Source organism: Ruegeria sp. TM1040 (genome assembly GCF_000014065.1).
Taxonomy (GTDB): Bacteria; Pseudomonadota; Alphaproteobacteria; order Rhodobacterales; family Rhodobacteraceae; genus Epibacterium.
The window spans coordinates 632,300-657,490 of record NC_008044.1; the positions used below are offsets into that span (position 1 = coordinate 632,300).

Sequence of the window (25,191 nt, forward strand, 5' to 3'; positions counted from 1 at the left end):
TTCGCGGTGAAATATCGAAGAGCCCCCATGGCGCGCCTCTGGCTGGGGCAGGATAAGTGGCGATTGCCGACGCGGTAGGATGCGCTTTCAGAGTGTCTTGTGATGGCTGCAGAGGGTGATAACTTGAAATAAAATCCGAGTTTGGGGCTGCGCCCAGTCCAGAGCCAGTCCAGAGGTACAGATATGATGCTACAGTATTTTTCACGCCTATCCCGGCCGCTTTTGATGACAGCGGGGCTATTGACCCTCCTGTCCTGCGGCACAACCTATGAATTGCCCGATACCGGCGGTGTGCATTCGGACGCGGCCGCGCGGCTCTATGCCGAAGCGCGCCAGAGCCCGCCGCCAAAAACCTTGTCGCCCACAGCGGCACAGGCGCGGTTCGCCCGCGTGGAGCCACGCATCATGCGAGCAGGGCGAGAGACCTGCCTCCAACTACAGACCGGTGTGAACTGCAATGTAGACATCGCGATTGATCGTGAGATGAAGGAGCGCAACGCCTATTTCACCTATCAGGATGGTCAGCCGATCATCCGCATTTCACTCCCGCTCATTCAGGATACAGGCAGCGATGACGAGGTCGCCTTTGTCTTGGCCCATGAATATGGTCACCTGATTGGCCGGCATGTGGAGAAGCAGCAGCAACAAGTGCTGGCGGGCGCACTCATCGGCGGTGCGCTCGCGGGCATCGTAGGCGACAGCAGTGATGCCATCGGTCTGGGGATGGGTGTTGGCGCCAGTGCCGGGGGGATTGTCTATTCACAGTCTTATGAGCTGGAGAGCGACACTCTCGGCACCCGGATCGCTTATGCCGCTGGATATGATCCGGTCGAGGGGGCGCGGTTCTTTGCCCGCTCCGAGGCCGCGCGCGGCGCCAGTGGCGGCTATTCCATCTGGGGCACTCACCCGCCTGACCGGCGCCGTGTTGCCACCGTTCTGGCCACCAAGGCCCAGATCGAAGGGCAGGTCGGACTGAAGGCCGCCAATTAGGCGACCGTTTTGGCGACACTGTAACGTGCTCACCGCGCCGAAATGAAAAGGCCCGCCTGAAGCAGCGGGCCTTTCTTTGCTTTTGGTATTGATGTCATCAGGGTCGGGGCCCGAGAGGTCAGACCTTGAGGTTCGGGATGATCTGCTTCTTGCGCGACATCACGCCGGGCAGAACAACGAGATCGCCGTCGACCGAGGCGCCAAAGCTCTTTTCGGCGACGGTTTTGACCAGATCATTGGGGACCAGCAGCGTGGCTTCTTCCTTGAGGATGTCGACCACGAAGAGGAGCACCTGATCGACGCCGTCTTCGGTCTGGACGGTGTTGAAGGTCTCCATCAGGCTGTCCTTGCGACCTAGCGGGATCTCGGGTGCGGTGGTTTCCAGAACGGAGACACGGAACTTGGTGCCGTCGACTTCGTATTCTTTGGAGTCCATGCGGATCAGCTCGGCATCGGAGAAAGCCGACACGTCCGATTTCGCCGCAAACATTTCGGCTGCATAATCGGTGATGTTGAGGCCGAGGTCGGCGGCAAGCTTTTCAGCGACGGCGCGATCGTGGTCGGTAGTCGTCGGGGAGCGGAACTCCAGCGTGTCCGACAGGATGCAGGTCAGGGCTGCGCCCTTGATGTTTTCCGGCATGCGCGCGGCATCTTCACCCATCAGATCGTACATGATGGTGGCGGTGCAGGCGAGCGGACGCACGGTGATGTCGATCGGGCCTTTGGTCTCGAGGCCGCCTACCAGCTTGTGGTGGTCGATGATCGCGCGGATATCGGCAGAGTTGATCGAGGCGGGAAGCTCGGCGGGGTTGTTGGTGTCCACGATCACAACCGGCGCATCGGCTTCGACGTCTGCGATGATGGCGGGCTGCTCGAAACCCCAGCGCTTCAGCATGAAGGCGGCTTCGGTATTGGGTTCGCCCAAGAGGACGGGGGTCGCGGCTTCGCCCTTCACTTCGTTCAGATACCAAGCCCAGACAATTGCGGAGCCGGTGGAGTCGGTGTCGGGAGATTTATGGCCAAAAACTTGAATAGTCATACTTACGATCCTGTCTGACGGGGTCTGTTGCCGCGCCTTATAACAGGGACGCTAGCTTTGTCACCCCGCGTCAAGCGGGCTGCTGGGTTCAGCTCTGTGCATAGCTCTTGGCAGTTGGGGCGCAATAAGGCGCCCCTAGCGGTCGTCTACGGGCGAAAGCGCATAACCCGCGCGGTGCAACAGGTTCAAGACTCCGGTGTCTCCGGCCAGATGCGCAGCCCCGACGGCCACAACCAGACGTGGCTCCTTGCGCGCCAGCAATCGCTTGACCCAGGTGCGGTTGCGGCGTTCCAGAACGACCCTGTCAAAGCTCGCAAGCAGTCGATGGACCTCCTGCCGGGGGACATCAAGGTCTCTGTACATCATCCACAGCAGCAAGATGCGTCCTTCGGTCAGGCGGCCCTCAAAGAAAGAGTCCGACAAGGTGACGTAGAGATCCTGATGCCGTGTCTCGCTGCGCAGATCAAAACGCAACATCCTGACTTGATCGGAGAGCGGCATGGAGGCAAGGGCGGCCAGTCCGGCTTCGGGCGATTCCAGGCCAAACGTCGGGATGCCGGCGGTTCGGGCGACGTGCTCGATGCGGTCGTCCAACCCCCGCCGGCTGCCAAGGCCGCGCTTGCGGCAATCGGTGCCGGTGAGGAAATCCGAAAGATACCAGGGCTGCATGCGCGCGGCCGCGTCGGAACTTATGCCAAATGGGGCAAGGCGCGCCATCAGCAGTCGCCACTCCGCTTCAGGGATCATCTGGTCCAGCCTTTGTCCCGGCGGCAGCAGGAAGTAGCGCGCAAAGCTGTCCTGCGCCGTGTCGGCGGCCCGCATCTGCGGTTCGGTGACTTCAAGGAATATTGCATCTGCCTGCTCGATCACCGGGCGTAGCCTGCGCATGATGGGGAACATGCGGGCATCACCGCTGTGTTGCGTGCCAATCACATCGATGCGCTGATCGCCTTTTATCGCAACCCAATGATTGCCGACCGCGAAGGGGACCTTGGCGAGCGCGTCGTCGAGTTTGTGGCGCGCGCTCTCGGTCAGATGTTGGCGAAGATCAATGCCATCACAGCGTGCTGCAGCCGCTTGGGTCAGCGACGCCATCAGCACTGCGGCGATGAGCACCGTGAAAGCCCGCGCGCGCAACTCCAGCAGCGCCTTCCCGCACCGTTCGATCAGTGTGGCGCGTCCCCTTAAATACTTCACCGGAGCGCCTCTTCAATTTGATAACCCTCTGCTTCGAGAAGGGCCAGCACCCCGGCCTCTCCGGGGAGATGCGCCGCGCCCACCGCGATCACCAGTCGGTTGCCCGCAGTGGCTTCTATGACCGGGATCCAATCACGGTTGCGCTGGTAGAGCAGAGCCTCCAGCAGGTCATCCACCTGCGCCTGACGCTCTGCTACCGAGAGGTCGCTTTCTGATGTGAGAAATTGCTTCAACTGCAAAAGGACGTAGGCCTGAACCTCCCCGTCAAAATAGCTTTCCACCATCGTGTAGAAATCATCCGCGCCCACGCCTGCCATGGCGATGTAGCTTCGCAGTTCCTTGATCTGCTCTTCGATTGGCGTGGCGTCAAACAACTGGAACAAGCCCAGAGGATCTTCGAGCGATAGGGTTTCGACGCCGGCGCGCTCTGCCAGGGTCATCAATTTCATGTCGAGCCCATCAGTGACATCCTCAATTGCGCGCGCACAGAGTGGCACAGACATTGACAATGACAGAAACCAGGGTCGCATCTTGGCCGCCATGAAAGGCGGGATTCCGGCAGCGCCGGCGCGCTCTGCGATCTCGTCCCACTCCTCTGGGGGCAGGCGGTCGATCAAGGTCGGCCCCTCGGTGATAAAGATGAGCGATGGCGTCTCAGCCAGGGTGCGCTCGAGTCTGGCCTTGTCTGCACGATTGACCTCGAGCAAGACCGCATCGGCCGCCTGAATTGCAGGCGCCATATGCGCAACCAGCGCATCGTGGCGCGGATCGTTCAGATGCATGGTGCCAATGATATGTAGGCGACGATCGCCGCGGGTTGCGACCCAGCTGAGCCCGCGCGCAAACGGGGTGAGGGCAATCTCCGCCTCGATCTCTGCCCACATACCTGGCGCGGCGCTCTCCCGCAGGTCTAGGCCGCTGCAGGCGGCCCGAAGAGGCGTGGCCATCCAGACTGCGACCAAGCAGAAACAGATCAACGAGAGAAACGGCCGCAGCGTGGCAGGGACAGCACCAGAGTGGCCAAGCGCATGCCGTCTGTCACCGGAGCGTTGCGCGCGGGAAAGCAATCTGTTCATGGTATTCCGCATAAAAATCAGTCTCGGACACATTGCCATTGAGACCGAGCCGGGGCAAGCATGGCCGGGATGGAACGTGAACAGGATCTCTACGCCCCGGTCAAAGCGCTGCTGGAGGCTCAAGGTTACGCGGTAAAAGGCGAGATCGGGGCCGCAGATGTCGTCGCCCTGCGCGGCGAGGAGCCGCCCGTCATTGTGGAACTCAAGCTTCGTTTTTCGCTGGCCCTGTTTCATCAGGCGATCGAACGGCTGAAAGTCTCGGATACAGTCTATGTTGCAGTGGCGCGTCCAACTGGGAAAACCGCACGTCGGGCCTTGAAGGACAATCTCGCACTGTGTCGCCGCCTCGGTCTCGGGCTGATTACCGTGCGCGCCGATGGGCGCACCGAGGTCCATTGCGATCCGGGCCCCTATGCCCCGCGCAAATCACCCTCGAAAAGCGTCCGCCTCTTGCGCGAGTTTTCGCGCATCAATGGCGATCCCAATGCCGGGGGGGCAATCCGTGGTGGCCTGATGACCGGCTACCGTCAGGACGCGCTCGCCTGTGTCAGCTACCTGCAGGAGCATGGTCCGGCCCGCGGCGCCGACATCGCCAAGGCCAAAGGCGTCAGCCGCGCCACGCATGTGCTCTATACCAACCACTACGGCTGGTTCGAACGCGTGACGAAGGGCGTCTACGGCCTTACCGACAAAGGGCGCGTAGAGCCGCTTGACTGGTTCGCCTCCGCAGCTGTTTCCGCAACGCCCCGACCTAAGTGAGAGGGCCATATGAGAGGGCGTTGACCGCCTTCTTCTAACTTGAAATATCCCGGGGAGCGCGAGGGGCAGCGCCCCTCGTAGTCACAGCCGGTTTTGCGGCTCGGGCATTTGCAAGAAACCTGAAATTTTCTGACAGCCCCGTGTTGACTCACGTTTTCGCTATGCCTAACTATCCCGCAGTTAGCACTCGACTGAGGTGAGTGCTAACGTCTCCGCGGCCCATGATGGGCGTGGGGAAAGGAAAACACTTTGAGCCTTTTGAGGAGCTGCAAAGATGGCATTGAAACCGCTTCATGACCGTGTGCTGGTTCGCCGTACCGAAAGCGAAGAAAAAACCGCAGGTGGTCTGATCATTCCCGACAGCGCCAAGGAAAAACCGTCCGAGGGCGTTGTTGTCGCGTGTGGCGAAGGCGCGCGCAAGGACAGCGGCGAGCTGATCGCGATGGCCGTGAAAGAGGGTGACAACATCCTGTTCGGCAAATGGTCCGGCACCGAAGTCACCGTCGACGGCGAAGAGCTGCTGATGATGAAAGAGAGCGACATCATGGGTGTGATCGTCTGAGCCTCGCTCCGACACATCCCACATCGCGTAACAAGACAGTATTCTCAAGGAGACTGAATAATGGCTGCTAAGGACGTCAAATTCGACACCGATGCCCGCAACCGTATGCTGAAGGGTGTCAACACCCTCGCAGACGCCGTTAAAGTGACCCTCGGCCCCAAAGGCCGCAACGTGGTTCTCGAAAAATCCTTCGGCGCACCGCGCATCACCAAAGACGGTGTGTCTGTTGCCAAGGAAATCGAACTGGAAGACAAGTTCGAGAACATGGGCGCACAGATGGTGAAGGAAGTTGCTTCCCGCACCAACGACGAAGCCGGTGACGGCACCACCACCGCGACCGTTCTGGCTCAGTCCATCGTTCGCGAAGGTCTGAAGCAGGTTGCAGCGGGCCTGAACCCGATGGACCTCAAGCGTGGCATCGATCTGGCAACCGACAAAGTTGTCGAAGCGATCAAAGCCATGGCGCGCGAAGTCAAAGACTCCGACGAAGTTGCTCAGGTCGGCACCATCTCCGCGAACGGCGAAGCTGAAATCGGCCGCCAGATCGCGGACGCGATGCAGAAAGTCGGCAACGACGGCGTCATCACCGTTGAAGAAAACAAAGGTCTGGAAACCGAGACCGATGTTGTCGAAGGCATGCAGTTCGACCGCGGCTACCTGTCGCCCTACTTCGTGACCAACGCCGACAAGATGACCGCAGAGCTCGAAGACTGCCTCATCCTGTTGCACGAGAAGAAACTCTCCTCCCTGCAGCCGATGGTTCCGCTCCTTGAGCAGGTGATCCAATCCCAAAAGCCGCTCCTCATCATCGCTGAGGACGTCGAAGGCGAAGCGCTGGCAACTCTGGTTGTGAACAAACTGCGTGGCGGCCTGAAAATCGCAGCCGTGAAGGCACCTGGCTTCGGCGATCGCCGCAAGGCCATGCTGCAGGACATCGCGATCCTGACCGGCGGTCAAGTGATCTCCGAAGACCTCGGCATGAAGCTCGAGTCCGTGACCATGGACATGCTTGGCACCGCCAAGAAAATCCAGATCACCAAAGACGAGACCACCATCGTTGACGGTGCGGGCGAGAAAGCAGAGATCGAAGCACGTGTTGCTCAGATCCGCGCTCAGATCGAAGAAACCACTTCCGACTACGACCGTGAGAAGCTGCAAGAGCGCGTTGCCAAACTGGCAGGCGGTGTTGCCGTGATCCGCGTCGGCGGCATGACCGAAGTCGAAGTGAAAGAGCGCAAAGACCGTGTGGACGATGCTCTGAACGCAACCCGCGCAGCTGTGCAGGAAGGCGTGATCGTCGGTGGTGGTGTTGCTCTGGTTCAGGCTGGCAAGTCCCTCGAAGGTCTCACCGGTGTCAACGCAGACCAGAACGCAGGCATCGCAATCGTGCGCCGCGCGCTCGAAGCACCGCTGCGTCAGATCGCTGAGAACGCAGGCGTCGACGGCGCCGTGGTTGCAGGCAAGATCCGTGAGTCCGAAGACAAGAACTTCGGCTTCAACGCTCAGACCGAAGAATATGGCGACATGTTCTCCTTTGGTGTGATCGATCCGGCCAAAGTGACCCGCACCGCGCTGGAAGACGCAGCCTCCATCGCCGGTCTGCTGATCACAACCGAAGCCATGGTTGCAGACAAGCCCGCCAAAGAAGGCGCGGCACCTGCAGGTGGCATGCCCGACATGGGCGGCATGGGCGGCATGATGTAAGTCACGCCATCCAGTCTTGGATGATGACCCTTCGGGGTCGAAAGGGTCGCCTTCGGGCGGCCCTTTTTTGCTGCCTGACCTCTGTTCGGTGTTTTTTGGGGGGCGGAGTGCAGCATCCCCCCAAAAAAAGAGGGGGCGCGGTCGTGTTTCAAATGTCACAGCGCATTGTGTCAGGACAATTTCGCGCTTCTGGAAATTTGTAACCCTGTGTTACGACACGCTCCGTGTTCAACCCCAAACTGACGGAGGCACTATGATGAATATTGTAATCAAGCTGCGCTCCGGCGTTGTATGGACCGATCAAGGCCGCGGAAGCCGTGCTTATGGCAGCCCGCAAACGGGCCATATGGCAGGCACCTGCTGGTCGTGACCTGATCCATCTGGCTCTGGTTTGAGCTGAACACTCTTTCACCCTTTGACTGATCTCTGACCCCTTGTCGCAGTTTCGGCTGCGGTTGGTCATGTGTCTTACATGGCCCGCACATGTGCTGGCCAAGGGGACTCGTTTTTTTTCCGCGGGTCAGGAGACGTCATTTCAACAGATAACATATCAAAGGAGCCCCGATTGTGGGGAATACCAAAATGTTAGATCATCCTGCCCTGCCACATATGGCACCCAAACCAATGCTCGCGCGTCTCGTCGTGGAGGACCACTTTCGGGGGCTGAGCTTGATGCGGCGGCTGGCGCTTGCCGTCAGACTAGTCCTGATCGCACGGCCCGCGCGCGCGGGCGTCATCGACATGCCGCTAAGCGCGCATTTGCGTGCTGATGTTGGCCTGCCCGCGAGAACGGATCGCGTCGAGCCGCCTGAGTGGTATCCGCCACCGCTCTATTGACCGCATCTTGCCCCGGAGCCGACAAACGCCTCCGCTCCGGGGCAAGATCTCATAATTGGGGCCCAAACCACAGGATTGTGTCCCGCCATTGCTTGACAAGCAGCGCGATGGTGGGCTGGGTGCGCCCGGGCATTGGAGCCACGAGACATCGTAGGGACGGACCTTGGATATGCGGCTGATCGCCCTGACCACTCTTGTGATGATCGCCTTTGCGGCGAACTCAATTCTCGGGCGCTGGGCCATTGGGCCGGGTCACATGGATGCGACTGGATTTGGCCTGCTGCGGCTGGCATCGGGGGCAGCGATGCTCTGGGCCTTGTGCGCCTTACAGGGGCGGCGCCCGCGTGAAGCCTGGCGCCGGTCGCTGGCAGGGGGCGCCTCGCTCACCCTCTATATGGTAGGATTTTCAATGGCCTACGTTGCGCTGGATGCTGGTTTGGGGGCGCTGATCCTGTTTGGGGTCGTGCAGATCTCGATGTTCGGATGGAGTCTGCTGTCCCGTCAGCCGGTGTCGATGCTGCAGATTGCAGGGGCGTCCATCGCTCTTGCGGGGCTTGCATATGTGGTGTGGCCCAGCGCAGAGATCGAGGCGCCACTCTGGGCCGTGCTGTTGATGGGGGCAGGGGGGCTCGGTTGGGGGATCTACAGCCTGGTTGGCCGTGCGGCGCAGGTGCCGCTGGCGGCCAGTGCAGTGAACTTCTTGTTGGCCACGGGCCTGATCCTGCCCTTTGTCTGGCTCGCGGGGGGCGGCACGGTGATCTCGGTGTTTGGCTGCGTTCTGGCCGTCGTGTCGGGCGCTGTCACCTCGGGACTGGGCTATGCGCTCTGGTATCGCGTCCTGCCGCAGCTGTCCGCCCCGGTTGCGGCCACAGTTCAATTGAGCGTTCCGGTTATTGCGATACTTTTCGGGGCGCTGATCCTTGGTGAACCTGTCGGAGCGCGTTTGATGCTTGGTACATTCGTTGTGCTTGGAGGGATCGGCTTGGTGATCCTTTGCCCCCGCCCGCAACCGAGGCCTCGCAAAGACGCGCAGGGGCTTTCGGGATCCCCGCCGAACGCCTAAGTACAACCTATGATCCGCTACATTCTTGCCGCAGCCCTGTTGTCCTTCGCCTTTGAGGCGGGTGCGCAGGAGGGAGCCTCCAGCCCCGCGTCGCCTGAGGCACCGGTGACGCAACCGACAAAGGGCTGCGTTATCCTGCTGCATGGCTTGGCCCGCACCGAGACCTCCTTTCTGCTGATGGAGGAAGCACTGGTCGCGCGGGATTACGAAGTTGTGCGCCCGGGGTATCCGTCGACCGAACATACGGTGGAGCGTCTGGCGGATGCGGTGCTGCCGCGCGCCTTTGATGCCTGCACCCAGACACCGGTGCATCTGGTGACCCATTCCATGGGCGGCATTCTGGTGCGCTATTGGCTCTCGCACACCCGCCCCGTGACGCTTGGTCGGGTGGTAATGCTGGCGCCGCCAAACCAGGGCAGCGAGCTTGTAGATGAGATGGGCGATTGGGCCGTCTTTGACCTGCTGCATGGGCCTGCGGGGCAGGAACTTGGGACCGGGCCGAACAGCCTCCCCAAACGCCTTCCAGCGGTTGACTATCCGGTTGGAATTGTCGCGGGCAGCCAGTCTCTGAACCCTGTCTTCTCGGCGCTTCTGCCCGGACCGGATGATGGCAAGGTCTCTGTCGCGAGCACCGCTGTCGAGGGGATGAAAACCCAGATCATCCTTCCAGTCACCCATACCTATCTGATGAACAACCCACGCGTCATCGCGCAAGTTGTGCAGTTTCTTGAGACCGAACGTTTTGAGCCTTCGCTTGGCTGGCTTGATGGGGTATTGGGCCGCGACTGGGACGGCGGTCTGAACGGGGTAGACTGAGCTATGAGTGAAGATGGATACGTCACACTGCGTCTGGTGGGAGCAGATGTGCTGCGCGCAGATGGGCTGGAGCGCAGCGGGGCGCTGACCCTCGCCGACGGACTTCTGCAAGACGCATCAGGCGCCAGAGAGGTGGATCTCAACGGCTATCGCCTCCTTCCGGGGATTGTGGACCTGCACGGAGACGGGTTTGAACGCCACGTCGCCCCCCGCCGAGGCGCCATGAAGCAAATGGGCGAAGGGATCCGCGCCACTGAGGCAGAGCTCGCTGCCAACGGCATTACGACCGGAGTGCTGGCGCAATTCCTGTCGTGGGAAGGCGGACTGCGTGGGGCCGAGTTTGCACATCAGGTCTTTGAGGGCATCCGCGAGGTGCGCAGCCAATTGGTTACGGATCTGATCCCTCAGCTTCGATTCGAGATCCACCTGCTTGACCTCTATGACACGCTTCCTGCGCAAATTGCTGATTGGGAGGTGCCCTATGTGGTGTTCAACGATCACCTCCCACACGACAGGCTCGCGCAGGGGAAAAAGCCGCCGCGGTTGACGGGGCAGGCGCTCAAGGCTGGGCGAAATCCTGAAAAGCACTTTGAGATGCTGCTTGAGATGCACGCCCGCAGAGACGAGGTTGGCCCCGCATTGGACAGGCTGTGCAATCTTCTACGCCAAAATGGCATCTGCTTTGGCAGTCATGATGATCATAGCGCGCAGGATCGGGAAATCTGGCGCGCGCGTGGCGCGCATATCTCGGAGTTTCCGGAAACCGCTGAGGCCGCAGAGGCCGCCCGGAGTGCGGGAGATCACATCATTCTCGGTTCCCCGAATGTGGTGCGCGGTGGCAGCCATAAGGGCAATGCTTCGGCGGTGGAACTGATCTCGATGGGACTCTGTGATGCGCTGGCTTCGGATTATCACTATCCCAGCCCGCGCCGTGCGGCGCTTATGCTGGCCAAAACCGGCCTGCTGCCTTTGGAACAGGCCTGGGCGCTGGTCTCATCCGGCCCGGCAAAGATCCTTGGTCTTCACGATCGTGGAGTCCTGACGGATGGGAAACGCGCAGATCTGGTGATCCTTGACGAAAACAATCAGGTCGCGGCGACGCTTTCAGGCGGGCGCGTAAGCTACATGAGCGGGGCTATTGCTGCGCGCTTCTTGAGCTGAGTTGCGCTGCATCTGCATGTCGGGGCGGTAGCGCATTCACTTTTATTGCCTGCGGCGAGCAGAGCCAGGTTCTGCGATAGGCCTTGGCATCAGGCCTGAGGAGACGTCTTCGTGGTGCGGTCCTCTGGCTCCTCCAGTTCGCTCTTCCGGCCGCGGGGGCAGGAGACAAACCAGCGGAGTCGCCAGAGGATGGTGGCGTGTCAGTAGCCCTCGCGCCCTTCGGTGTGGATGACACGGTTTACATGGCCCATCTTGCGGCCAGGCTTTGTTTCGGCCTTGCCATAGAGATGAATGGCGCAATCGGGATCGCGTGCAAGATCGGCGATACGTCCCACGTCCTCGCCAATCAGGTTTTCCATCACAACATCGGCGTAACGGGCGCCATTGCCGATGGTCCAGCCTGTGATGGCCCGGATGTGCTGTTCGAACTGGTCGATGGTGCAGCCTTCCTGCGTCCAGTGACCCGAGTTGTGCACGCGCGGGGCGATTTCATTGACCACTAGGCCATGCGCGGTGACAAAGATCTCGACCGCCAGAACACCAACGTAATCGAGGGCGTTCAGGATCTTACCGGCCATCAGCACCGCATCCATGCTCTGACCCGTCGTGAGGTTTGCGGGCACGGTGGTGGTGCTGAGGATGCCTTCGAGATGCACGTTCTCGCCCGGATCATAGCAGGCGACTTTGCCATTGAGGCTGCGGGCTGCGATGACCGAGACCTCGTGGCTGAAGGGGACAAACCCTTCGAGCACCGCGGGCGCTCCTTGCATGGCGGCCAAGGCCTCCGGAGCTTCTTCGGGATGCATGATGCGCATCTGACCCTTGCCATCATAGCCAAAACGCCGCGTTTTCAGGATCGAAGGCGTGCCGACCTTTTCCAATGCAACTTCAAGGCTGGCGGCATCATCCACCTCTGCAAAGGGCGCTGTTGCCAGCCCAAGCTCTTGCAGAAAGGTCTTTTCCGTCAGGCGGTCCTGCGACACCCGAAGCGCCTCGCGACCGGGGCGGATCGGTTTCAGATCCTCGAGAATGTCGAGCGCTGAGGTGGGGATATTTTCAAACTCATAGGTGATCACATCCACGGTTTGTGCAAAGGCGCGCAAGGCCGCCTCATCCTCATAGGCAGCGGTTGTGACCCGATCCGCAACATGGCCCGCAGGCGGATTCGCGGCCGGCTCGTAGATGTGGGTGGTGAAGCCAAGGCGGGAGGCTGCAACCGACAGCATCCGGCCAAGCTGACCACCGCCCAGAATGCCGATTACGGCACCGGGTTCGAGGATTTGGTCGAGATCAGTCATCGGTAGGCTCCTCGGGAATGGAGGCGGCAAGCGCGTCGCGCCAGGCGTCAAGACGTTCTGCCAGCGCGGCGTCGCTGGTGGCGAGAATGCCGGCGGCCATCAGGCCTGCGTTGGCAGCGCCCGCGGCACCAATCGCCATGGTGGCAACTGGAAATCCTTTGGGCATCTGCACGATCGAATAAAGGCTGTCGACACCGGACAAGGCACGGGTCTGGACGGGCACGCCAACCACGGGCACACGGGTCTTTGACGCCATCATGCCGGGCAAATGCGCCGCGCCGCCCGCGCCTGCGATAATCACATGCAGGCCGCGCTCTGCTGCGGTCTTGCCATAGTCCCACAACCGGTCCGGCGTGCGGTGAGCCGAAACGATCCGCGTTTCATAGGCAACGCCCAGTTCGTCAAGGATGTTGGCTGCTTCCTTCATCGTGGGCCAGTCGGACTGGCTCCCCATGATGATCCCTACTTTGATGTCGGCCATATCTCGCCTCTACAGTGGAAGGAGCGCGCACCTTAGCGAAAATGACCAAAATAGCAATGCGTTGCGGGGGGATTTGCTGCAGTTGCAAAACTCTCTGGTCTTGGCACAGGGCGGAGCATGCCGAACGAGGCTTTGGGCGCCTGCCAGAGCTCTTTGGGACATCGAATTGTATCAGCACAGCGCGCGCGGCTTGAGCTTGATACGGATCAATGGTTGCCTGCAGCCCATCATCTTCTGAGGGCGCGACTGATGCAGGATTTCCAGTTTGATTGGGTGGACGCTTTTACGGATCGTCCCTTTGGCGGCAATGGTTGTGCAGTGGTCCATGGGGGCGCGCATCTGCCCGAGGCGGTGGCCTGCGCCTATGTGCGCGAAACCTCGCTGGTAGAATGCACCTTCACCGGCCCGTCTGAGGTCGCGGACATCAAGGTGCGCTATTTCCTCGCCAGCCGAGAGATCCCCTTTGCCGGTCACCCAACCATCGCGACGGTCGCCGCCATGCGGGATCGCGGGCTGATCTCGGGCCAGCGCATCACGCTCGAGACAGGTGCGGGCATCGTTCCAGTCGATCTCGAAGACGATCTCATCGTAATGCAGCAGGTCGCGCCCCAGTTCGGCGTGACCCCGGATCGAGCACTTGTTGCTGCAGCGATCAGCCTGCCGGAAACAGCAATCCTCGGTCAGCCGCAGCTCGTGTCTACGGGGCTGCCGTTTTGTATTACCGTGCTGAAAGATCTCGACAGTCTGCGTGCTGCGCGCCTCGACGCGGTCGCGATGGAGCCACTTGGGCGCGCCCTTGGTGCCGATGGCAGCGATGTAATGGAGCCTTTCCTCGTGACGCTTGATGGGTTCACCCCAACAGGCGATACGTTTTCGCGACTGCTCATGCTGCCGCCAAGCCCGCCGGAGGATCCGTTTACGGGCTCTGCAACGGGCGCTATGGCGGCTTATCTTTGGCATCATGGCTTGATGGACAAAGCCGTGTTTGTAGCAGAGCAGGGACACCTGATGGATCGCCCGGGCGAAGCTCATGTCGCCCTCGTCGGGGACCGGTCAGCCCCGAAGGGCATTCGCGTCGGGGGGCGCGGTTTTGTTTTGATGCGTGGAGAGGTCGGCCTGCCAACGAGTTTACAGACCTGACCCCGCGCAGTTTTCAGAGCCCCCAGGCGCCGCGCAGGCCGCTGGGCTTCGGGCGTCTTTACAGCTAGTGCTGGGCTCATGTTCATGATATGTTCCTATCCATTGCCGATCTGACCGGCCGATATTGGGAGCAAGAAATGATTGAAGGAAGCTGCTGTTGCGGGAATGTGCAATTCGCGCTGAGCGCGCCCCCCTCCATGATGGGGACATGCCATTGCACGCGCTGTCGAAAGCTGGGGGCAAACGTCATGGTGTTTATTCGCCGCGACACTCTGATCTGGCGGCGAGGGCGCGAGAATGTCGCGGTATATCAGCCCGAGGCCCCCTATAAATATCCGCGCTGTTTCTGCAAAACCTGCGGCACCTCTCTCGGAGAGATCCTGTCAACAGAAGAGAGCTTTCCGATTTCGGCTCAGGTCCTTGATGGTGACCTCGAGATACGCAACCGCTTTCACGAGTTTGTTGCGGAGAAACCGTCCTGGTACGAAATCTGCGACAGCGCGGAGCAGTTTGAGGGTCACCCCGTGACGTCTTGATCCGCGTCGTCATGGGCGAGAGTGCCTGAGTGCTGAACATCCGCGAGGACCCAGACCATGCGATCAAGCATCCACAGTTTGCCAAGACTCGCGATACAAAGCCCAGTCAGCGTAAGACCGGGCCACAACAGGATAAGTCCCACAAGATAGGCCAGCGCCCCGGCCGCACTCAGAAGCGTGATCTGGCGGACGACGGCAAGGTGATGGCTGAGTTCTGGCGCGGTCTTGTGGCGCAGCCAGATCTGCTCTCCCTGAACACCGCGTGACATCCAGTTGTCCGTGCGCTTCGGTCGGGGAAAGATGCGCGGATTGAGCCAGGTCCAGATCAGAACAAGCACAACAGGGACAAGGGCGCCCCAGCCAAGCCAGACGCGGCTCCAGACTGCGAGGGCAAACAGGGGCAGGATTGTTAGCCGTGTCCAGCCACTCCACGGGTTTGCATGGCGCGCCCAGATTTCGGGGGTCATGCCCATCATCGCTTCGGTCCGCTCGAATGTGTCTTTGGTGGCCATGCTTATGTGCTCCTGTTGAATGCGATCATAGGAAGCCTGACCTGAAAAGAAAACGACCCGCCAGTGGGGCGGGCCGCATCAAAATCGATGGGGAAGGGGGGACTTATCCCACCATCCGGTTGATCAGCACGAACAACACCCCAGAGAGCGTCGCGGCAGCGGGGACGGTGATGACCCAGGCCGCGATGATGGTCAGGAAATGTGAGCGTCGCACCAGTTTGCGGCGGCGGCGCTCTTCGGGGCCTACGTTGGGCGCATCTGCCTTGACGGCCTTAGACTTGCGCATGCGGCGCTCTGTGTCCCATTCGCGGAAGAATCCAACGCCAAAGACGCCGCCAATCGCGATATGTGTGGAGCTCACCGGAAGGCCGAGCCAGCTTGCCACGATCACCGTGATGGCCGCAGACAGCGCCACGCAATATGCCCGCATCGGGTTCAGTTTGGTGATCTGGCTGCCCACCATGCGGATCAGTTTGGGGCCAAACAGGAAGAGACCAAAGGAAATCCCGAAGGCCCCGATAATCATCACCCAGAAAGGGATTGAGACTGCATGGGTGAAATCCCCAGAGGTCGACGCCTGCACGATTGCCGCAAGCGGTCCAACCGCGTTTGCCACATCGTTTGCACCATGCGCAAAGCTCAGCAGGGCCGCCGAGACAATCAGTGGGATCGAGAAGAGCACCTTCAGCGATTTGTTTCTGTTCTCCAATCCCTTCGACTGTTTGCGGATCACGGGGATCATGAGCATCCAGACCAGAAGCGCAACCACAAGACCAATCATCAGTGAATGCGAGAGGTCAATTTTGATGAGCTTTTTCAGGCCTTTGACCGCGAGGTAAGAGGCGAATGCTCCCGCCATGATGCCCACCAGAATGGGGACCCAGGTGCGCGCTGCAGAAATCTTGTCTTCGCGGTAGATGATGCGCGACTTGATGAGCCACAGGAACCCGGCCGCGATCAGTCCACCCAAGAGCGGCGAGATCACCCAGCTGGCGGCGATTGCGCTCATTTTACTCCAGTTCACGGCGGCAAAACCGGCGGCCGCGATCCCGGCGCCCATGACGCCCCCTACAACCGCATGCGTGGTGGAAACAGGTGCACCGATCCAGGTTGCAAGGTTGACCCAGAGTGCCGAGGCCAGAAGGGCGGCAAGCATAGCGGCGATGAACATCGAAGAGGTCGCCATGGTATCGGGCGAGATGATCCCTTTGGCGATGGTCGAAACCACATCTCCGCCCGCAATCAGGGCGCCCGCGCTCTCAAAGATGGCCGCAACCACGATGGCAAAGCCCATCGACATGGCGTTTGCCCCAACCGCAGGACCCATGTTGTTGGCCACATCATTGGCCCCAATATTGAGCGCCATATAGGCGCCAAAGGCGGCGGCGATCACGATGATAAACGTGTTGTCGGCACTGCCGAGCATCAATCCGGTCGCTGCAGCGACGATCAGGATGAACATGAAGGCGAGACCAAGCCCGACATTCGACCGCCCCACATAGGCTGTCGCCTGTTCCAGCGAGGACAGGCGATCAAGGTCGCGGTCCAGGGTTTCAAGGTGACGCGGCTCTAGATCGTTTTGGGACACCCGTCCTCTCCATTCGTTTTTGCGCGCCGCGTCTGTAACGGTTTTGTGACACCCGGGCAACGTATATGCCGCCTTGCCCTGAAGGAGTTCCTGTTGATCCGCAGGCGTTGGAACCGCTGCCGCGGCAGTCGGGTCGGGAGATGTCTGGACGGAACCCATTGGCATCGCACAGAATAAAGCCCCCGCACCGTTTTCGGGGGCGGGGGCTGATGCGGCCAGCGAGGGGCTGCGAAAAAAAATGCGTGATAGATCAGTGCACGGCAACCGGCGCGTAGTCATGCTGGCGCGCCAGCACGAAGGCCATCTTGCGATCGGCGACAAGCGCGAGCTGCTCGCCGGCCTCATCGTGAACAGCATAGAGCTGGGTGCGACCGGGTACGGAGGCCTGCACATCCTTGGGCAGATCGGCGACTGCAACAGTCTTGACGTAGACGGTGCGACCGCCAGCCTGAGCCATTTCTACAGGTGTCTGCATGATTTACCCCTTTTTGATATTGATGGTTTGCACAACGGTTTCGGGACGTGAGCGCGTGAGATCCACATGAAGCAGTCCGTTCTCCATCACGGCTTCCCCGACTTCGACGCCATCCGCGAGAACGAACATGCGCTGAAACTGGCGTGCGGCGATCCCACGATGCAGGAAGATGCGCCCGTCCGAGTCGTCACGCTGTCGGCCACGAATCACCAGCTGCCTGTCCTCGACCGTAATCGCCAGATCCTCTTCCGCGAATCCGGCCACAGCGAGGGTGATGCGGTAGGAATGGTCAGATGTCTGTTCGATATTGTAGGGAGGATAGCCCTCATTGCCAGATTTGGCAGAGCGCTCTAGCAGGCGTTCCAGTTGCTCGAAGCCCAGCATGTGAGGGTATGAGCCCAAGGTAAGTTTCGACACTGTATCTTCGTCCTTAATTCGAAAGCGACGGTTTCTTGCGGTCCCAATCTGGCAACCGCTGTGCTATAAGATATGGGATGTTTTTGCCGTTTCACAAGTCCCGGGTTCACCTTTGTGCCGACAGTCGCCCCTAGCGCTGCGATCCAAGGGAGCATAATATGGCGAATGTTTCACTGTCCTTAACAAGAGTCGCAAATGAACAAGCGGTCTGATCTGGCCATGGCCAACGAAGATGTCCTCCGTGTCGAGTTGGAGGTGTTTCGCAGAGAGCATCGCGACCTCGATGAAGCGATTGAGGCTCTGGAGGAAAAAGGCACTGCGGATGCGCTGACGATCCGGCGTCTGAAAAAGCAGAAACTGGTGCTCAAGGACAAGATCGCGCTGATCGAGGATCGGCTGCTCCCCGACATCATCGCCTGAGGGCGCGACATCCCGGTGATACCGGCCAGTCGCTCGGCGGTTGGCGGCGGTCCTGATTATACTTGGGAGCCCCGAACTCGACGTCACAGCCCGCATGTTCAGAGACAAAAAAACGGCCCGCGCAAGACGGGCCGTTGTTCTTTTCTGAATACAAGGATCAGTTGCCGTTGATGAGACCCATGCTCTCAAGCTTCAGCAGCACCTGATGGGCGCAGTTGTCGACTTCGACATTCTCGGTCTCAACGCGAAGTTCAGGGTTCTGCGGCACGTCGTAGGGATCGGAAATCCCGGTGAATTCCTTGATCTTGCCTTCACGTGCGAGCTTGTAGAGCCCCTTGCGGTCACGGCGTTCGCATTCTTCGATCGTGGTTGCGACGTGAACCTCAACGAAGGCGCCGAACTGTTCGATCTCTTCGCGCACGTGACGACGGGTGGCTGCATAAGGCGCGATCGGCGCACAGATGGCGATACCGCCGTTCTTGGTGATCTCGGAGGCGACATAGCCGATGCGCTTGATGTTGAGATCGCGGTGCTCTTTGGAGAAGCCCAGCTCGGAGCTGAGGTTCTTGCGCACGATGTCCCCATCCAGAAGCGTGACCGGACGGCCACCCATTTCCATCAGCTTGACCATCAAGGCGTTTGCAATGGTGGATTTGCCCGAGCCGGAGAACCCGGTGAAGAAGACGGTAAAGCCCTGCTGCGCGCGCGGCGGCTTGGTTTTGCGCAGCTCGGCCACAACCTCGGGGAAGGAGAACCACTCGGGGATTTCCAGACCTTCGGCCAGACGGCGGCGCAATTCGGTGCCGGAGATGTTGAGGATGGTGACGTCATCCTTGTCGGCAATTTCGTCGGCGGGCTCGTACTGGGCCCGCTCCTGCACATAGACCATGTGCTTGAAGTCGACCATTTCGATGCCGATTTCTTCCTGATGGGCGCGGAACAGGTCCTGCGCGTCATAGGGGCCATAGAAATCTTCACCGGCAGAGTTCTTGCCCGGGCCTGCGTGATCGCGGCCCACGATGAAATGTGTGCAGCCGTGGTTCTTGCGGATGATACCATGCCAGACGGCCTCACGCGGGCCAGCCATGCGCATCGCAAGGTTCAAGAGCGACATGGAGGTGGTGGCCGCCGGGTATTTGTCCAGCACCGCCTCGTAGCAGCGCACGCGGGTGAAGTGGTCCACATCGCCTGGTTTGGTCATGCCGACAACAGGATGGATGAGCAGGTTGGCCTGTGCTTCACGCGCGGCGCGGAAGGTCAGCTCCTGGTGGGCGCGGTGCAACGGGTTACGAGTCTGGAAGGCCACAACCTTGCGCCAGCCGAGCTTGCGGAAATAGGCGCGCAGCTCGTTGGGAGTATCGCGACGGGCGCGGAAGTCATAGTGGACGGGTTGCTGGATGCCGGTCACCGGTCCGCCGAGGTAGATTTTGCCTGCAGTGTTGTGCAGGTAATTCACCGCCGGATGCGCCTCGTCATCAGCACCAAAGACCTTTTCAGCCTCGCGGGACTTGTTGGGCTCCCAACGGTCGGTGACGGTCATGGTCGCCAGGATCACGCCTTCCTGATCGCGCAGGGCAATATCCTGACCGATCTCGATGGAGGCGGCAAAATCTTCGGTGACATCAAGGGTGATCGGCATCGGCCAAAGTTGGCCATCCGCAAGGCGCATGTTTTCCACGACGCCGTTGTAGTCCTCTTCGGAGAGGAAGCCCTTGAGCGGGTTGAACCCGCCGTTCATCAACAGTTCCAGGTCGCAGATCTGGCGCGGGGTGAGGTCGTGGCTGGTCAGATCCGCCGCTTCGACCTTGAGTTTCTGCGCGGAATCATATGACACATACAGCTCCGGGATCGGAGCCAAATTACTCGACATTGGCATAATAAATCTCTCTCGTCTTGCGTCGCTCGGGCGATGGCAGCGCTGTGTCGGGCAATACTCCCTCGGGCAAAGGAATGTCTAGGACCGCCAAAGAAAAAGGACGCTGTGTGCCTAATGTGACGTGTTTCAATCACGGGTCATGCAAACGGGCCCGGTTTTGGAACAGAATTCACCGTTGCGCGCTCAGGGTTGGATGGTTCATTCGCGCCGATGTTACCGAAGGGCGTTCTCCGAGGGAGTGTCTGCCAACAAGTCACTCAGCCTTGATGCATGCTCAAGGGGCAGGGCCGCAACCGGGGCATCCACGCCACGCAGCTCGAAGGTTTGAAACCGTGTCTCAGCTTGGGGCAGGGTTGCGGTGTCGAAGACTGCGCGCGAAATGAGGATTTCGACGCCGAGCTCCTTGGTCTTGGCCTCAAGGCGGCTTGCGGCATTGACAGTGGCACCAATGAGCGTACGGGGCGCATGCCCGGCTGCACCGATTTCACCCAGAACGACGGTTCCGGTGTGAACCCCCATGCCGATGCGCAATGGCTGTTCTCCTTCGGCGACCAGCAGGCGATTGAACCGCTCCAGCGCGGAACCAATGTCGGCTGCCGCTGTCAGCGCGGCCTGTGCCGAACTGGTGGCATCCGAGGTTTCAAACAGAGCGAGCAACCCATCCCCCATATATTTGTCGACGGCCCCGCCAGCGCGTGTGATTTGCGGGACAATGGCGTCAAAAAACCGGTTGAGCAGGAACACAACATCATAGGGCAAGAGCCCCTCGGACCGCGCGGTAAAACCACGAATGTCGAGAAACAGCACCGCGATGGTTTTTTCTTCGCCTTGGGTTGCGTGAACCTGATGACGGCCCTTTGCCATATAGAGACGCTTGACCGTCAAAGCCGAGGTGGGCGTGATCTGGCATGCCAGACGCATGTTCTCGGGCGCGTTGATGGCGCGCAAACTGCGGGCCTCAGCCGCTGTCGGTGGGGGGAGATCGTCGCCCCCCGCCAGAATTGCCACGCGGCAGGTCGTGCAGCGCCCTTTGCCGCCACAAAGCGAAGGGTGCGCAATGCCATTCATTTGCGAGATTTCCAGCACGGTCAGCCCGCGGTCGGCCGTCACCTCGGGACCACGCTCGTAGGTGATGCGCACCGATCGACGACGCCGAATGAGGCGCCTCACCCCATAGGTGCCCAGGGCGAGCACGAGACAGCCAAAAAAGATCGAGATGCTATAGTCGGAGACCATCGCCAGATGGGCAAAACCCGCGGCATCCGGCCAGTTGTAATCCTCGATGATTTGTTGCGCGACCTCAGGGTTTGAAAAGAACGCCCACATGCGGCGCCCTTCAGTCACCAAACCGGCTAGGGCCAGCGCGGGGATCAAGACCGCAAGCCCGATCATATAGGGTGTCAGGGTCCCCCACCATCTTGTCAGGCGCAGCCACATGTGAAGGCCGACGCAGCCATGTATCCATACCGCCAGCAGCAGGAGATACTGGTGCAGCGCTTCCGGCCCTGACCATAGCATCACCACGACCGAGGACATTTCGTCCTCATAGCCTTGCACGCGGGCGGCGTAGTTCGTGTGCGCAATATGTTGAAACAATTGCAGCGGGATCAGTACCCCAAGAAGCAATTGCAATCCCTGCACAAAGCTCATCCGCAGTGTGCGCCGCATCGCCACCTGCCAGAGTGCTAGACCGGCATGCACCAAAAGCGACCCGTACAGAAGCACCTGACCGGGGGGGCTTTTGCTGAAAGGTTCGCGCACCTCCTGCATCGCCTCCATCAGCGCGGGCGAGACCAGACCGGCGGCAACATTCAGAAAGTGAAAGAATGCAAAAGTAAAAAGCACAAGGCCGGAGACCAGCCGGCTGCGGTGGATCCAGTTGCCTTGCCAGAGTGCTTGGGCCAAGAGCGAGCTGTCCTTCTTGCATTGGAGGGGCGGCGCGCATGTCGCCTCTGTAACACCTTGCGGGAACATGCCGCCCGCCGACAAGCCCTTCTCATGATACCGGTGGTTGCGACCCTAGAATGGTGCTGCGCAGGGCGCGCTGTCCGCCTGGCTGCGTATTAGTTCGCAAGCTGAAAAACGATCCATGGGAATGACCATGGAAAAGGCGCGCGAAGCGGTCAGTCTTCGCGCGCCTTCCAAGGAAAGGTTGATCCTCACTCTTGCTCGGCGAGGAAACGCTCTGCGTCGAGGGCGGCCATGCAGCCCATGCCCGCCGAGGTGACGGCTTGGCGGTATTTATGGTCTGTCAGGTCGCCCGCCGCAAAAATTCCGGGGATCGACGTTTCGGTGGTGCCGGGTTTCACTTTGACATAGCCGCCGTTGTGGGTTTCCAGCACGTCTTTGACCAGTTCGGTGGCAGGCGCGTGGCCAATGGCGACAAAGACGCCCTTGGCGGGAATCTCTGTGATCTCGCCTGTCTTGGTGTGTTTGACTCGCACGGCTTCAACGCCCAGGGGCGCATCGGTGCCGACCACCTCATCGAGTTCGTGGAACCACAGCGGCTCGATCTTCTCGTTTTTCATCAGCCGGTCGATCAGGATCTTTTCGGCGCGCAGCTCGTCGCGGCGATGGATCAATGTGACCTTGGAGGCAAAATTGGTCAGGAACAGGGCTTCTTCGACTGCGGTGTTGCCGCCGCCGATCACCACGATCTCCTGACCGCGATAGAAGAACCCGTCGCAGGTGGCGCAGGCTGAGACGCCAAAGCCCTTGAACTTTTCTTCCGAGGGCAGGCCAAGCCATTTGGCCCGCGCGCCTGTGGCGAGGATCACTGCATCCGCCGTGTAGGTGGTGCCGCTGTCGCCCTTGGCCACGAAAGGACGGCTCGAGGTGTCAAGCGAGGTGATGATGTCACCGATGATCTCGGTCCCCATCGCGCGGGCGTGGCTTTCCATATTCACCATGAGATCAGGGCCTTGGATCTCGGTGTGACCGGGCCAGTTCTCTACTTCGGTGGTGGTGGTCAGCTGGCCACCCGGCTCGATGCCCTGCACAAGAATCGGCTCGAGCATCGCACGGCTTGCGTAAACGGCGGCCGTATAGCCGGCCGGGCCGGAGCCGATGATCAGAACCTTGGTGTGGCGCGTGTCGCTCATGGTTTTTCCCCAGGTGTTTTGTGCTTGCGGTCTTGCCGCCGTCGAGGACTGCATATAACTGCGACGCGCGCATGCTTAAAGACCTTCGTTTGCACGTCTATGTGTTTGCTCACGGACCAAGATTGCCTGTTCTGGCGGCATGCATCCGAAGATCGCTACAAGAATGTTGCTAGGTTGTGAAATAATGTTGCGTGATTGCCGGCCTCTGCTATAAGAAACGCAATTCTCAGGAGAAAGCCTACCCATGGTCACCACACGTCTGGACCCGATCGACCGCAAGATTCTGTCGGAGCTACAGGCCGATGGCCGGATGACGAATGTCGAACTGGCCAAGCGCGTCGGAATTTCTGCGCCCCCCTGCCTGCGGCGGGTGCGCGCCTTGGAGGAGGCGGGTTTGATCCGGGGCTACCACGCGGAGGTGAACGACCGCGAGTTGGGCTTTGAGGTGCAGGTCTTTGCGATGGTGGGCCTCGAAAGCCAGGCCGAAGCGGAACTCAGTGCCTTTGAAGAAAAATGCCGCAGTTGGCCCTTGGTTCGGGAATGCCACATGCTGAATGGCGAGGTGGATTTCATCCTGAAGTGCGTGGCGCCGGACCTGTCGACGTTCCAGAGCTTTTTGACCAGCGATCTGCTGACCACGCCCAATGTGGCGAGCGTCAAGACGTCGCTGGTTATCCGGGGTGCCAAGGATGAGCCAGGCGTGCCCTTTGACGTGCTTGAAGAGCGGCTCGCGCGCGAAGCCTGAGCACGGCGGAACCCGCGCTCAAGACCTCAGTCAGGCTTGCGTGGTGCGCGCGCGATCAAAGGCGAGCGGGCCAAAATCCGAAATCTTGTCGGCATGTGGAAACATGTTCAAGAACAGCGTCTTGATCGGATAGCTCACCAGTCGAAGCGCCTCTGGGCCTGGATGATAGGTCTCAAACTCCAGGCCGCCCACTTTGATCACCGCATGTTTGGCAAGGCAGAGGTGATACATGTCGATCGGCGTTGGGGGCGTTGTCTCGACGATGTTCATGCCATCGATGAATTCCGTGACCGGGGTCAAGAGCGGGCTGTCGCCCTCCGCATGGCGCAGATGCATGGGCGTGCGCAGCAGGCGCGCTGCCGGGCCGGTCACCACGCAGGACATCGGCTTTTCCATCCCAAAACTATCGGCCATGAAACTGGTCATCGACAAGGGACCACCGGTTGCAGCCTGATGGCCAGGCACCATCGTCGTCATGCCTTTCCAGATCAGTGTCTGATAGCTGCCATCGCGGGTGAGTACCCGGTCACCGGGATAAAGATCTTCGATTGCAACCGGGCCATAGTCGGTCTCGATGAGCGAGCCGCGCGTGAATGCCGTGAAGGCTTGTTCAAACAGGGGCAGGGCCGGCGCAATGTGGCGGGTCTCGGTCGGGTTGCCATTGGGCAAGAGACTGGCCACCTCATAGCGGCGCAACTGCGGCTTTGACCCATCCGGAAGGGCTTTCTGGTGCCGCACCAGCGGCTTGGTCTTCGCAAGATTGGCGGCAGCGCGCTCCAATGACTGAGGTATGGTCAAAATCCAGGTCCTCTTTCCCTTTGGCGCAGCCTCCGGCCCCCACCGGCGTCTGCGCGCATACTGTTGTGGCCCGAGCGTCCGCTTGCTCTCAATCCGCGCAGCTTGTGTCTGACGGGCAGAACATCGGGCGAACACGCGTTGAGTGACGCGGCCAAGGCAGGCAAGACCGGGCTATGAAGCCTGTGCGTCGATGTCACAGGCATGCCGGTTTCACCGACATCGTTTGTCTCAAGAGAGCGAAGAGCCATCAGGCGGATTTGGCGACCGGAGCCTCTGCGTCAGAGGCGTCGTTGCGTCGGGCAATCATCTCTTTGCGCAGCGTTCCGCGGGTCCAGGGCATTTTGACCTCTTGCGATGAGGAGGCCGAGATGATGGATTTCACGAACCGTGATTGCGCGGGCATTCTTCTTCTCCTGTCCACCTCAAAGGGTGGCCGAATTCTTTCTCTGAAATCGTTTTCCACCAACATTGCGGTCTGAATATGACCGATAGATGGAAAGACAGGACGCGCTGTTTGCAGCGCCAAATGCAGAGGCGGCTGTCTCTAGTGGTTTGATTTTTTGCAGAAACGCTACGCTCGTTACGCTGAGTTAACGGCGC

At 60.2% G+C, this 25,191-nt stretch carries 26 protein-coding genes; 12 read left to right on the plus strand and 14 right to left on the minus strand.

The window, feature by feature from the left end; translation table 11 throughout:
• The first annotated feature begins 225 nt into the window (after positions 1 to 225).
• Entirely contained in the window at positions 226 to 990 is a 765-nt protein-coding gene (locus TM1040_RS07265; protein ID WP_166485528.1) for a M48 family metalloprotease, read from the plus strand.
• 118 nt (positions 991 to 1,108) lie between these two features.
• On the opposite strand, the gene TM1040_RS07270 is transcribed toward TM1040_RS07265, so the two are convergent.
• The 3 genes from TM1040_RS07270 to TM1040_RS07280 all read right to left on the minus strand — a co-directional run bounded on the left by TM1040_RS07270 (position 1,109) and on the right by TM1040_RS07280 (position 4,173).
• Positions 1,109 to 2,029 carry a manganese-dependent inorganic pyrophosphatase gene (locus TM1040_RS07270; RefSeq protein WP_011537939.1) on the minus strand — a complete coding sequence of 307 codons (921 nt, stop codon included), beginning with the start codon at positions 2,027 to 2,029 and terminating at the stop codon, positions 1,109 to 1,111.
• A 135-nt stretch (positions 2,030 to 2,164) separates the two neighbouring features.
• A complete protein-coding gene (locus TM1040_RS07275) occupies positions 2,165 to 3,226 on the minus strand; it encodes a TraB/GumN family protein (RefSeq protein WP_011537940.1) in 1,062 nt (353 codons plus the stop codon).
• The gene (locus TM1040_RS07280) at positions 3,223 to 4,173 is read right to left on the minus strand and encodes a TraB/GumN family protein (RefSeq protein ID WP_049763260.1); all 951 of its coding nucleotides are present in this window, start codon (positions 4,171 to 4,173) and stop codon (positions 3,223 to 3,225) included. Before TM1040_RS07280 ends, TM1040_RS07275 begins: the two co-directional genes overlap by 4 nt.
• Before the next feature lie 198 nt (positions 4,174 to 4,371).
• On the opposite strand from TM1040_RS07280, the gene TM1040_RS07285 reads away from it, so the two are divergent.
• The 7 genes from TM1040_RS07285 to TM1040_RS07315 all read left to right on the plus strand — a co-directional run bounded on the left by TM1040_RS07285 (position 4,372) and on the right by TM1040_RS07315 (position 11,204).
• Positions 4,372 to 5,061, plus strand: coding sequence for a DUF2161 domain-containing phosphodiesterase (locus tag TM1040_RS07285; RefSeq protein ID WP_193339804.1), 690 nt, complete (start codon positions 4,372 to 4,374; stop codon positions 5,059 to 5,061).
• 274 nt (positions 5,062 to 5,335) lie between these two features.
• On the plus strand, positions 5,336 to 5,623 hold the full coding sequence (locus tag TM1040_RS07290) for a co-chaperone GroES (RefSeq protein WP_011537943.1): 288 nt from the start codon (positions 5,336 to 5,338) through the stop codon (positions 5,621 to 5,623).
• 60 nt (positions 5,624 to 5,683) lie between these two features.
• A complete protein-coding gene (groL, locus tag TM1040_RS07295; RefSeq protein ID WP_005616555.1) occupies positions 5,684 to 7,327 on the plus strand; it encodes a chaperonin GroEL in 1,644 nt (547 codons plus the stop codon).
• 582 nt (positions 7,328 to 7,909) lie between these two features.
• A complete protein-coding gene (locus TM1040_RS07300) occupies positions 7,910 to 8,164 on the plus strand; it encodes a hypothetical protein (protein ID WP_044026674.1) in 255 nt (84 codons plus the stop codon).
• Between the two features lie 169 nt (positions 8,165 to 8,333).
• The gene (locus TM1040_RS07305; RefSeq protein WP_011537946.1) at positions 8,334 to 9,227 is read left to right on the plus strand and encodes a DMT family transporter; all 894 of its coding nucleotides are present in this window, start codon (positions 8,334 to 8,336) and stop codon (positions 9,225 to 9,227) included.
• A gap of 9 nt (positions 9,228 to 9,236) precedes the next feature.
• Complete coding sequence (locus TM1040_RS07310) at positions 9,237 to 10,043, plus strand: esterase/lipase family protein (RefSeq protein WP_011537947.1); 807 nt, start codon at positions 9,237 to 9,239, stop codon at positions 10,041 to 10,043.
• A 3-nt stretch (positions 10,044 to 10,046) separates the two neighbouring features.
• Positions 10,047 to 11,204, plus strand: coding sequence for an alpha-D-ribose 1-methylphosphonate 5-triphosphate diphosphatase (locus TM1040_RS07315; protein ID WP_011537948.1), 1,158 nt, complete (start codon positions 10,047 to 10,049; stop codon positions 11,202 to 11,204).
• 200 nt (positions 11,205 to 11,404) lie between these two features.
• On the opposite strand, the gene TM1040_RS07320 is transcribed toward TM1040_RS07315, so the two are convergent.
• Both TM1040_RS07320 and purE read right to left on the minus strand, forming a co-directional pair.
• Complete coding sequence (locus TM1040_RS07320; protein ID WP_011537949.1) at positions 11,405 to 12,502, minus strand: 5-(carboxyamino)imidazole ribonucleotide synthase; 1,098 nt, start codon at positions 12,500 to 12,502, stop codon at positions 11,405 to 11,407.
• The gene (gene purE / locus TM1040_RS07325) at positions 12,495 to 12,983 is read right to left on the minus strand and encodes a 5-(carboxyamino)imidazole ribonucleotide mutase (RefSeq protein WP_011537950.1); all 489 of its coding nucleotides are present in this window, start codon (positions 12,981 to 12,983) and stop codon (positions 12,495 to 12,497) included. The genes TM1040_RS07320 and purE overlap by 8 nt, the downstream gene beginning before the upstream one ends.
• 249 nt (positions 12,984 to 13,232) lie before the next feature.
• Here purE and TM1040_RS07330 point away from each other — a divergent pair, with 249 nt between their 5' ends.
• Both TM1040_RS07330 and TM1040_RS07335 read left to right on the plus strand, forming a co-directional pair.
• Complete coding sequence (locus TM1040_RS07330; protein WP_011537951.1) at positions 13,233 to 14,123, plus strand: PhzF family phenazine biosynthesis protein; 891 nt, start codon at positions 13,233 to 13,235, stop codon at positions 14,121 to 14,123.
• Between the two features lie 248 nt (positions 14,124 to 14,371).
• Positions 14,372 to 14,659: a GFA family protein gene (locus TM1040_RS07335; protein WP_254658858.1), complete on the plus strand. Its 288-nt coding sequence runs from the start codon at positions 14,372 to 14,374 to the stop codon at positions 14,657 to 14,659.
• Here TM1040_RS07335 and TM1040_RS07340 read toward each other — a convergent pair.
• The 4 genes from TM1040_RS07340 to TM1040_RS07355 form a co-directional block, all read right to left on the minus strand.
• Positions 14,641 to 15,171, minus strand: coding sequence for a DUF6653 family protein (locus TM1040_RS07340; RefSeq protein ID WP_011537953.1), 531 nt, complete (start codon positions 15,169 to 15,171; stop codon positions 14,641 to 14,643). The two genes, TM1040_RS07335 and TM1040_RS07340, sit on opposite strands and share 19 nt — an antisense overlap.
• 103 nt (positions 15,172 to 15,274) lie before the next feature.
• Positions 15,275 to 16,759, minus strand: a complete 1,485-nt coding sequence (locus TM1040_RS07345) for an inorganic phosphate transporter (RefSeq protein ID WP_011537954.1) — start codon at positions 16,757 to 16,759, stop codon at positions 15,275 to 15,277.
• A gap of 250 nt (positions 16,760 to 17,009) precedes the next feature.
• Positions 17,010 to 17,234, minus strand: a complete 225-nt coding sequence (locus TM1040_RS07350; protein WP_011537955.1) for a DUF1150 family protein — start codon at positions 17,232 to 17,234, stop codon at positions 17,010 to 17,012.
• A gap of 3 nt (positions 17,235 to 17,237) precedes the next feature.
• Entirely contained in the window at positions 17,238 to 17,651 is a 414-nt protein-coding gene (locus tag TM1040_RS07355; RefSeq protein ID WP_005616528.1) for an Hsp20 family protein, read from the minus strand.
• Between the two features lie 195 nt (positions 17,652 to 17,846).
• Between TM1040_RS07355 and TM1040_RS07360 the strand changes: the two genes are divergently transcribed.
• Positions 17,847 to 18,071 carry a YdcH family protein gene (locus tag TM1040_RS07360; protein ID WP_011537956.1) on the plus strand — a complete coding sequence of 75 codons (225 nt, stop codon included), beginning with the start codon at positions 17,847 to 17,849 and terminating at the stop codon, positions 18,069 to 18,071.
• A 157-nt stretch (positions 18,072 to 18,228) separates the two neighbouring features.
• Here TM1040_RS07360 and TM1040_RS07365 read toward each other — a convergent pair whose 3' ends face one another.
• The 3 genes from TM1040_RS07365 to trxB form a co-directional block, all read right to left on the minus strand.
• The gene (locus TM1040_RS07365) at positions 18,229 to 19,947 is read right to left on the minus strand and encodes a bifunctional sulfate adenylyltransferase/adenylylsulfate kinase (RefSeq protein WP_011537957.1); all 1,719 of its coding nucleotides are present in this window, start codon (positions 19,945 to 19,947) and stop codon (positions 18,229 to 18,231) included.
• A 213-nt stretch (positions 19,948 to 20,160) separates the two neighbouring features.
• Complete coding sequence (locus TM1040_RS07370; protein ID WP_044027023.1) at positions 20,161 to 21,852, minus strand: adenylate/guanylate cyclase domain-containing protein; 1,692 nt, start codon at positions 21,850 to 21,852, stop codon at positions 20,161 to 20,163.
• Between the two features lie 254 nt (positions 21,853 to 22,106).
• On the minus strand, positions 22,107 to 23,048 hold the full coding sequence (trxB, locus tag TM1040_RS07375; protein ID WP_011537959.1) for a thioredoxin-disulfide reductase: 942 nt from the start codon (positions 23,046 to 23,048) through the stop codon (positions 22,107 to 22,109).
• A 244-nt stretch (positions 23,049 to 23,292) separates the two neighbouring features.
• Here trxB and TM1040_RS07380 point away from each other — a divergent pair, with 244 nt between their 5' ends.
• Positions 23,293 to 23,793: an Lrp/AsnC family transcriptional regulator gene (locus tag TM1040_RS07380; RefSeq protein WP_011537960.1), complete on the plus strand. Its 501-nt coding sequence runs from the start codon at positions 23,293 to 23,295 to the stop codon at positions 23,791 to 23,793.
• 30 nt (positions 23,794 to 23,823) lie between these two features.
• Here the strand turns inward: TM1040_RS07380 and TM1040_RS07385 are convergent, their stop codons facing one another.
• Both TM1040_RS07385 and TM1040_RS20230 read right to left on the minus strand, forming a co-directional pair.
• The gene (locus TM1040_RS07385; protein WP_011537961.1) at positions 23,824 to 24,591 is read right to left on the minus strand and encodes a Hint domain-containing protein; all 768 of its coding nucleotides are present in this window, start codon (positions 24,589 to 24,591) and stop codon (positions 23,824 to 23,826) included.
• A gap of 247 nt (positions 24,592 to 24,838) precedes the next feature.
• Positions 24,839 to 24,994: a hypothetical protein gene (locus TM1040_RS20230; RefSeq protein ID WP_166485529.1), complete on the minus strand. Its 156-nt coding sequence runs from the start codon at positions 24,992 to 24,994 to the stop codon at positions 24,839 to 24,841.
• Between the last annotated feature and the right edge of the window lie 197 nt (positions 24,995 to 25,191).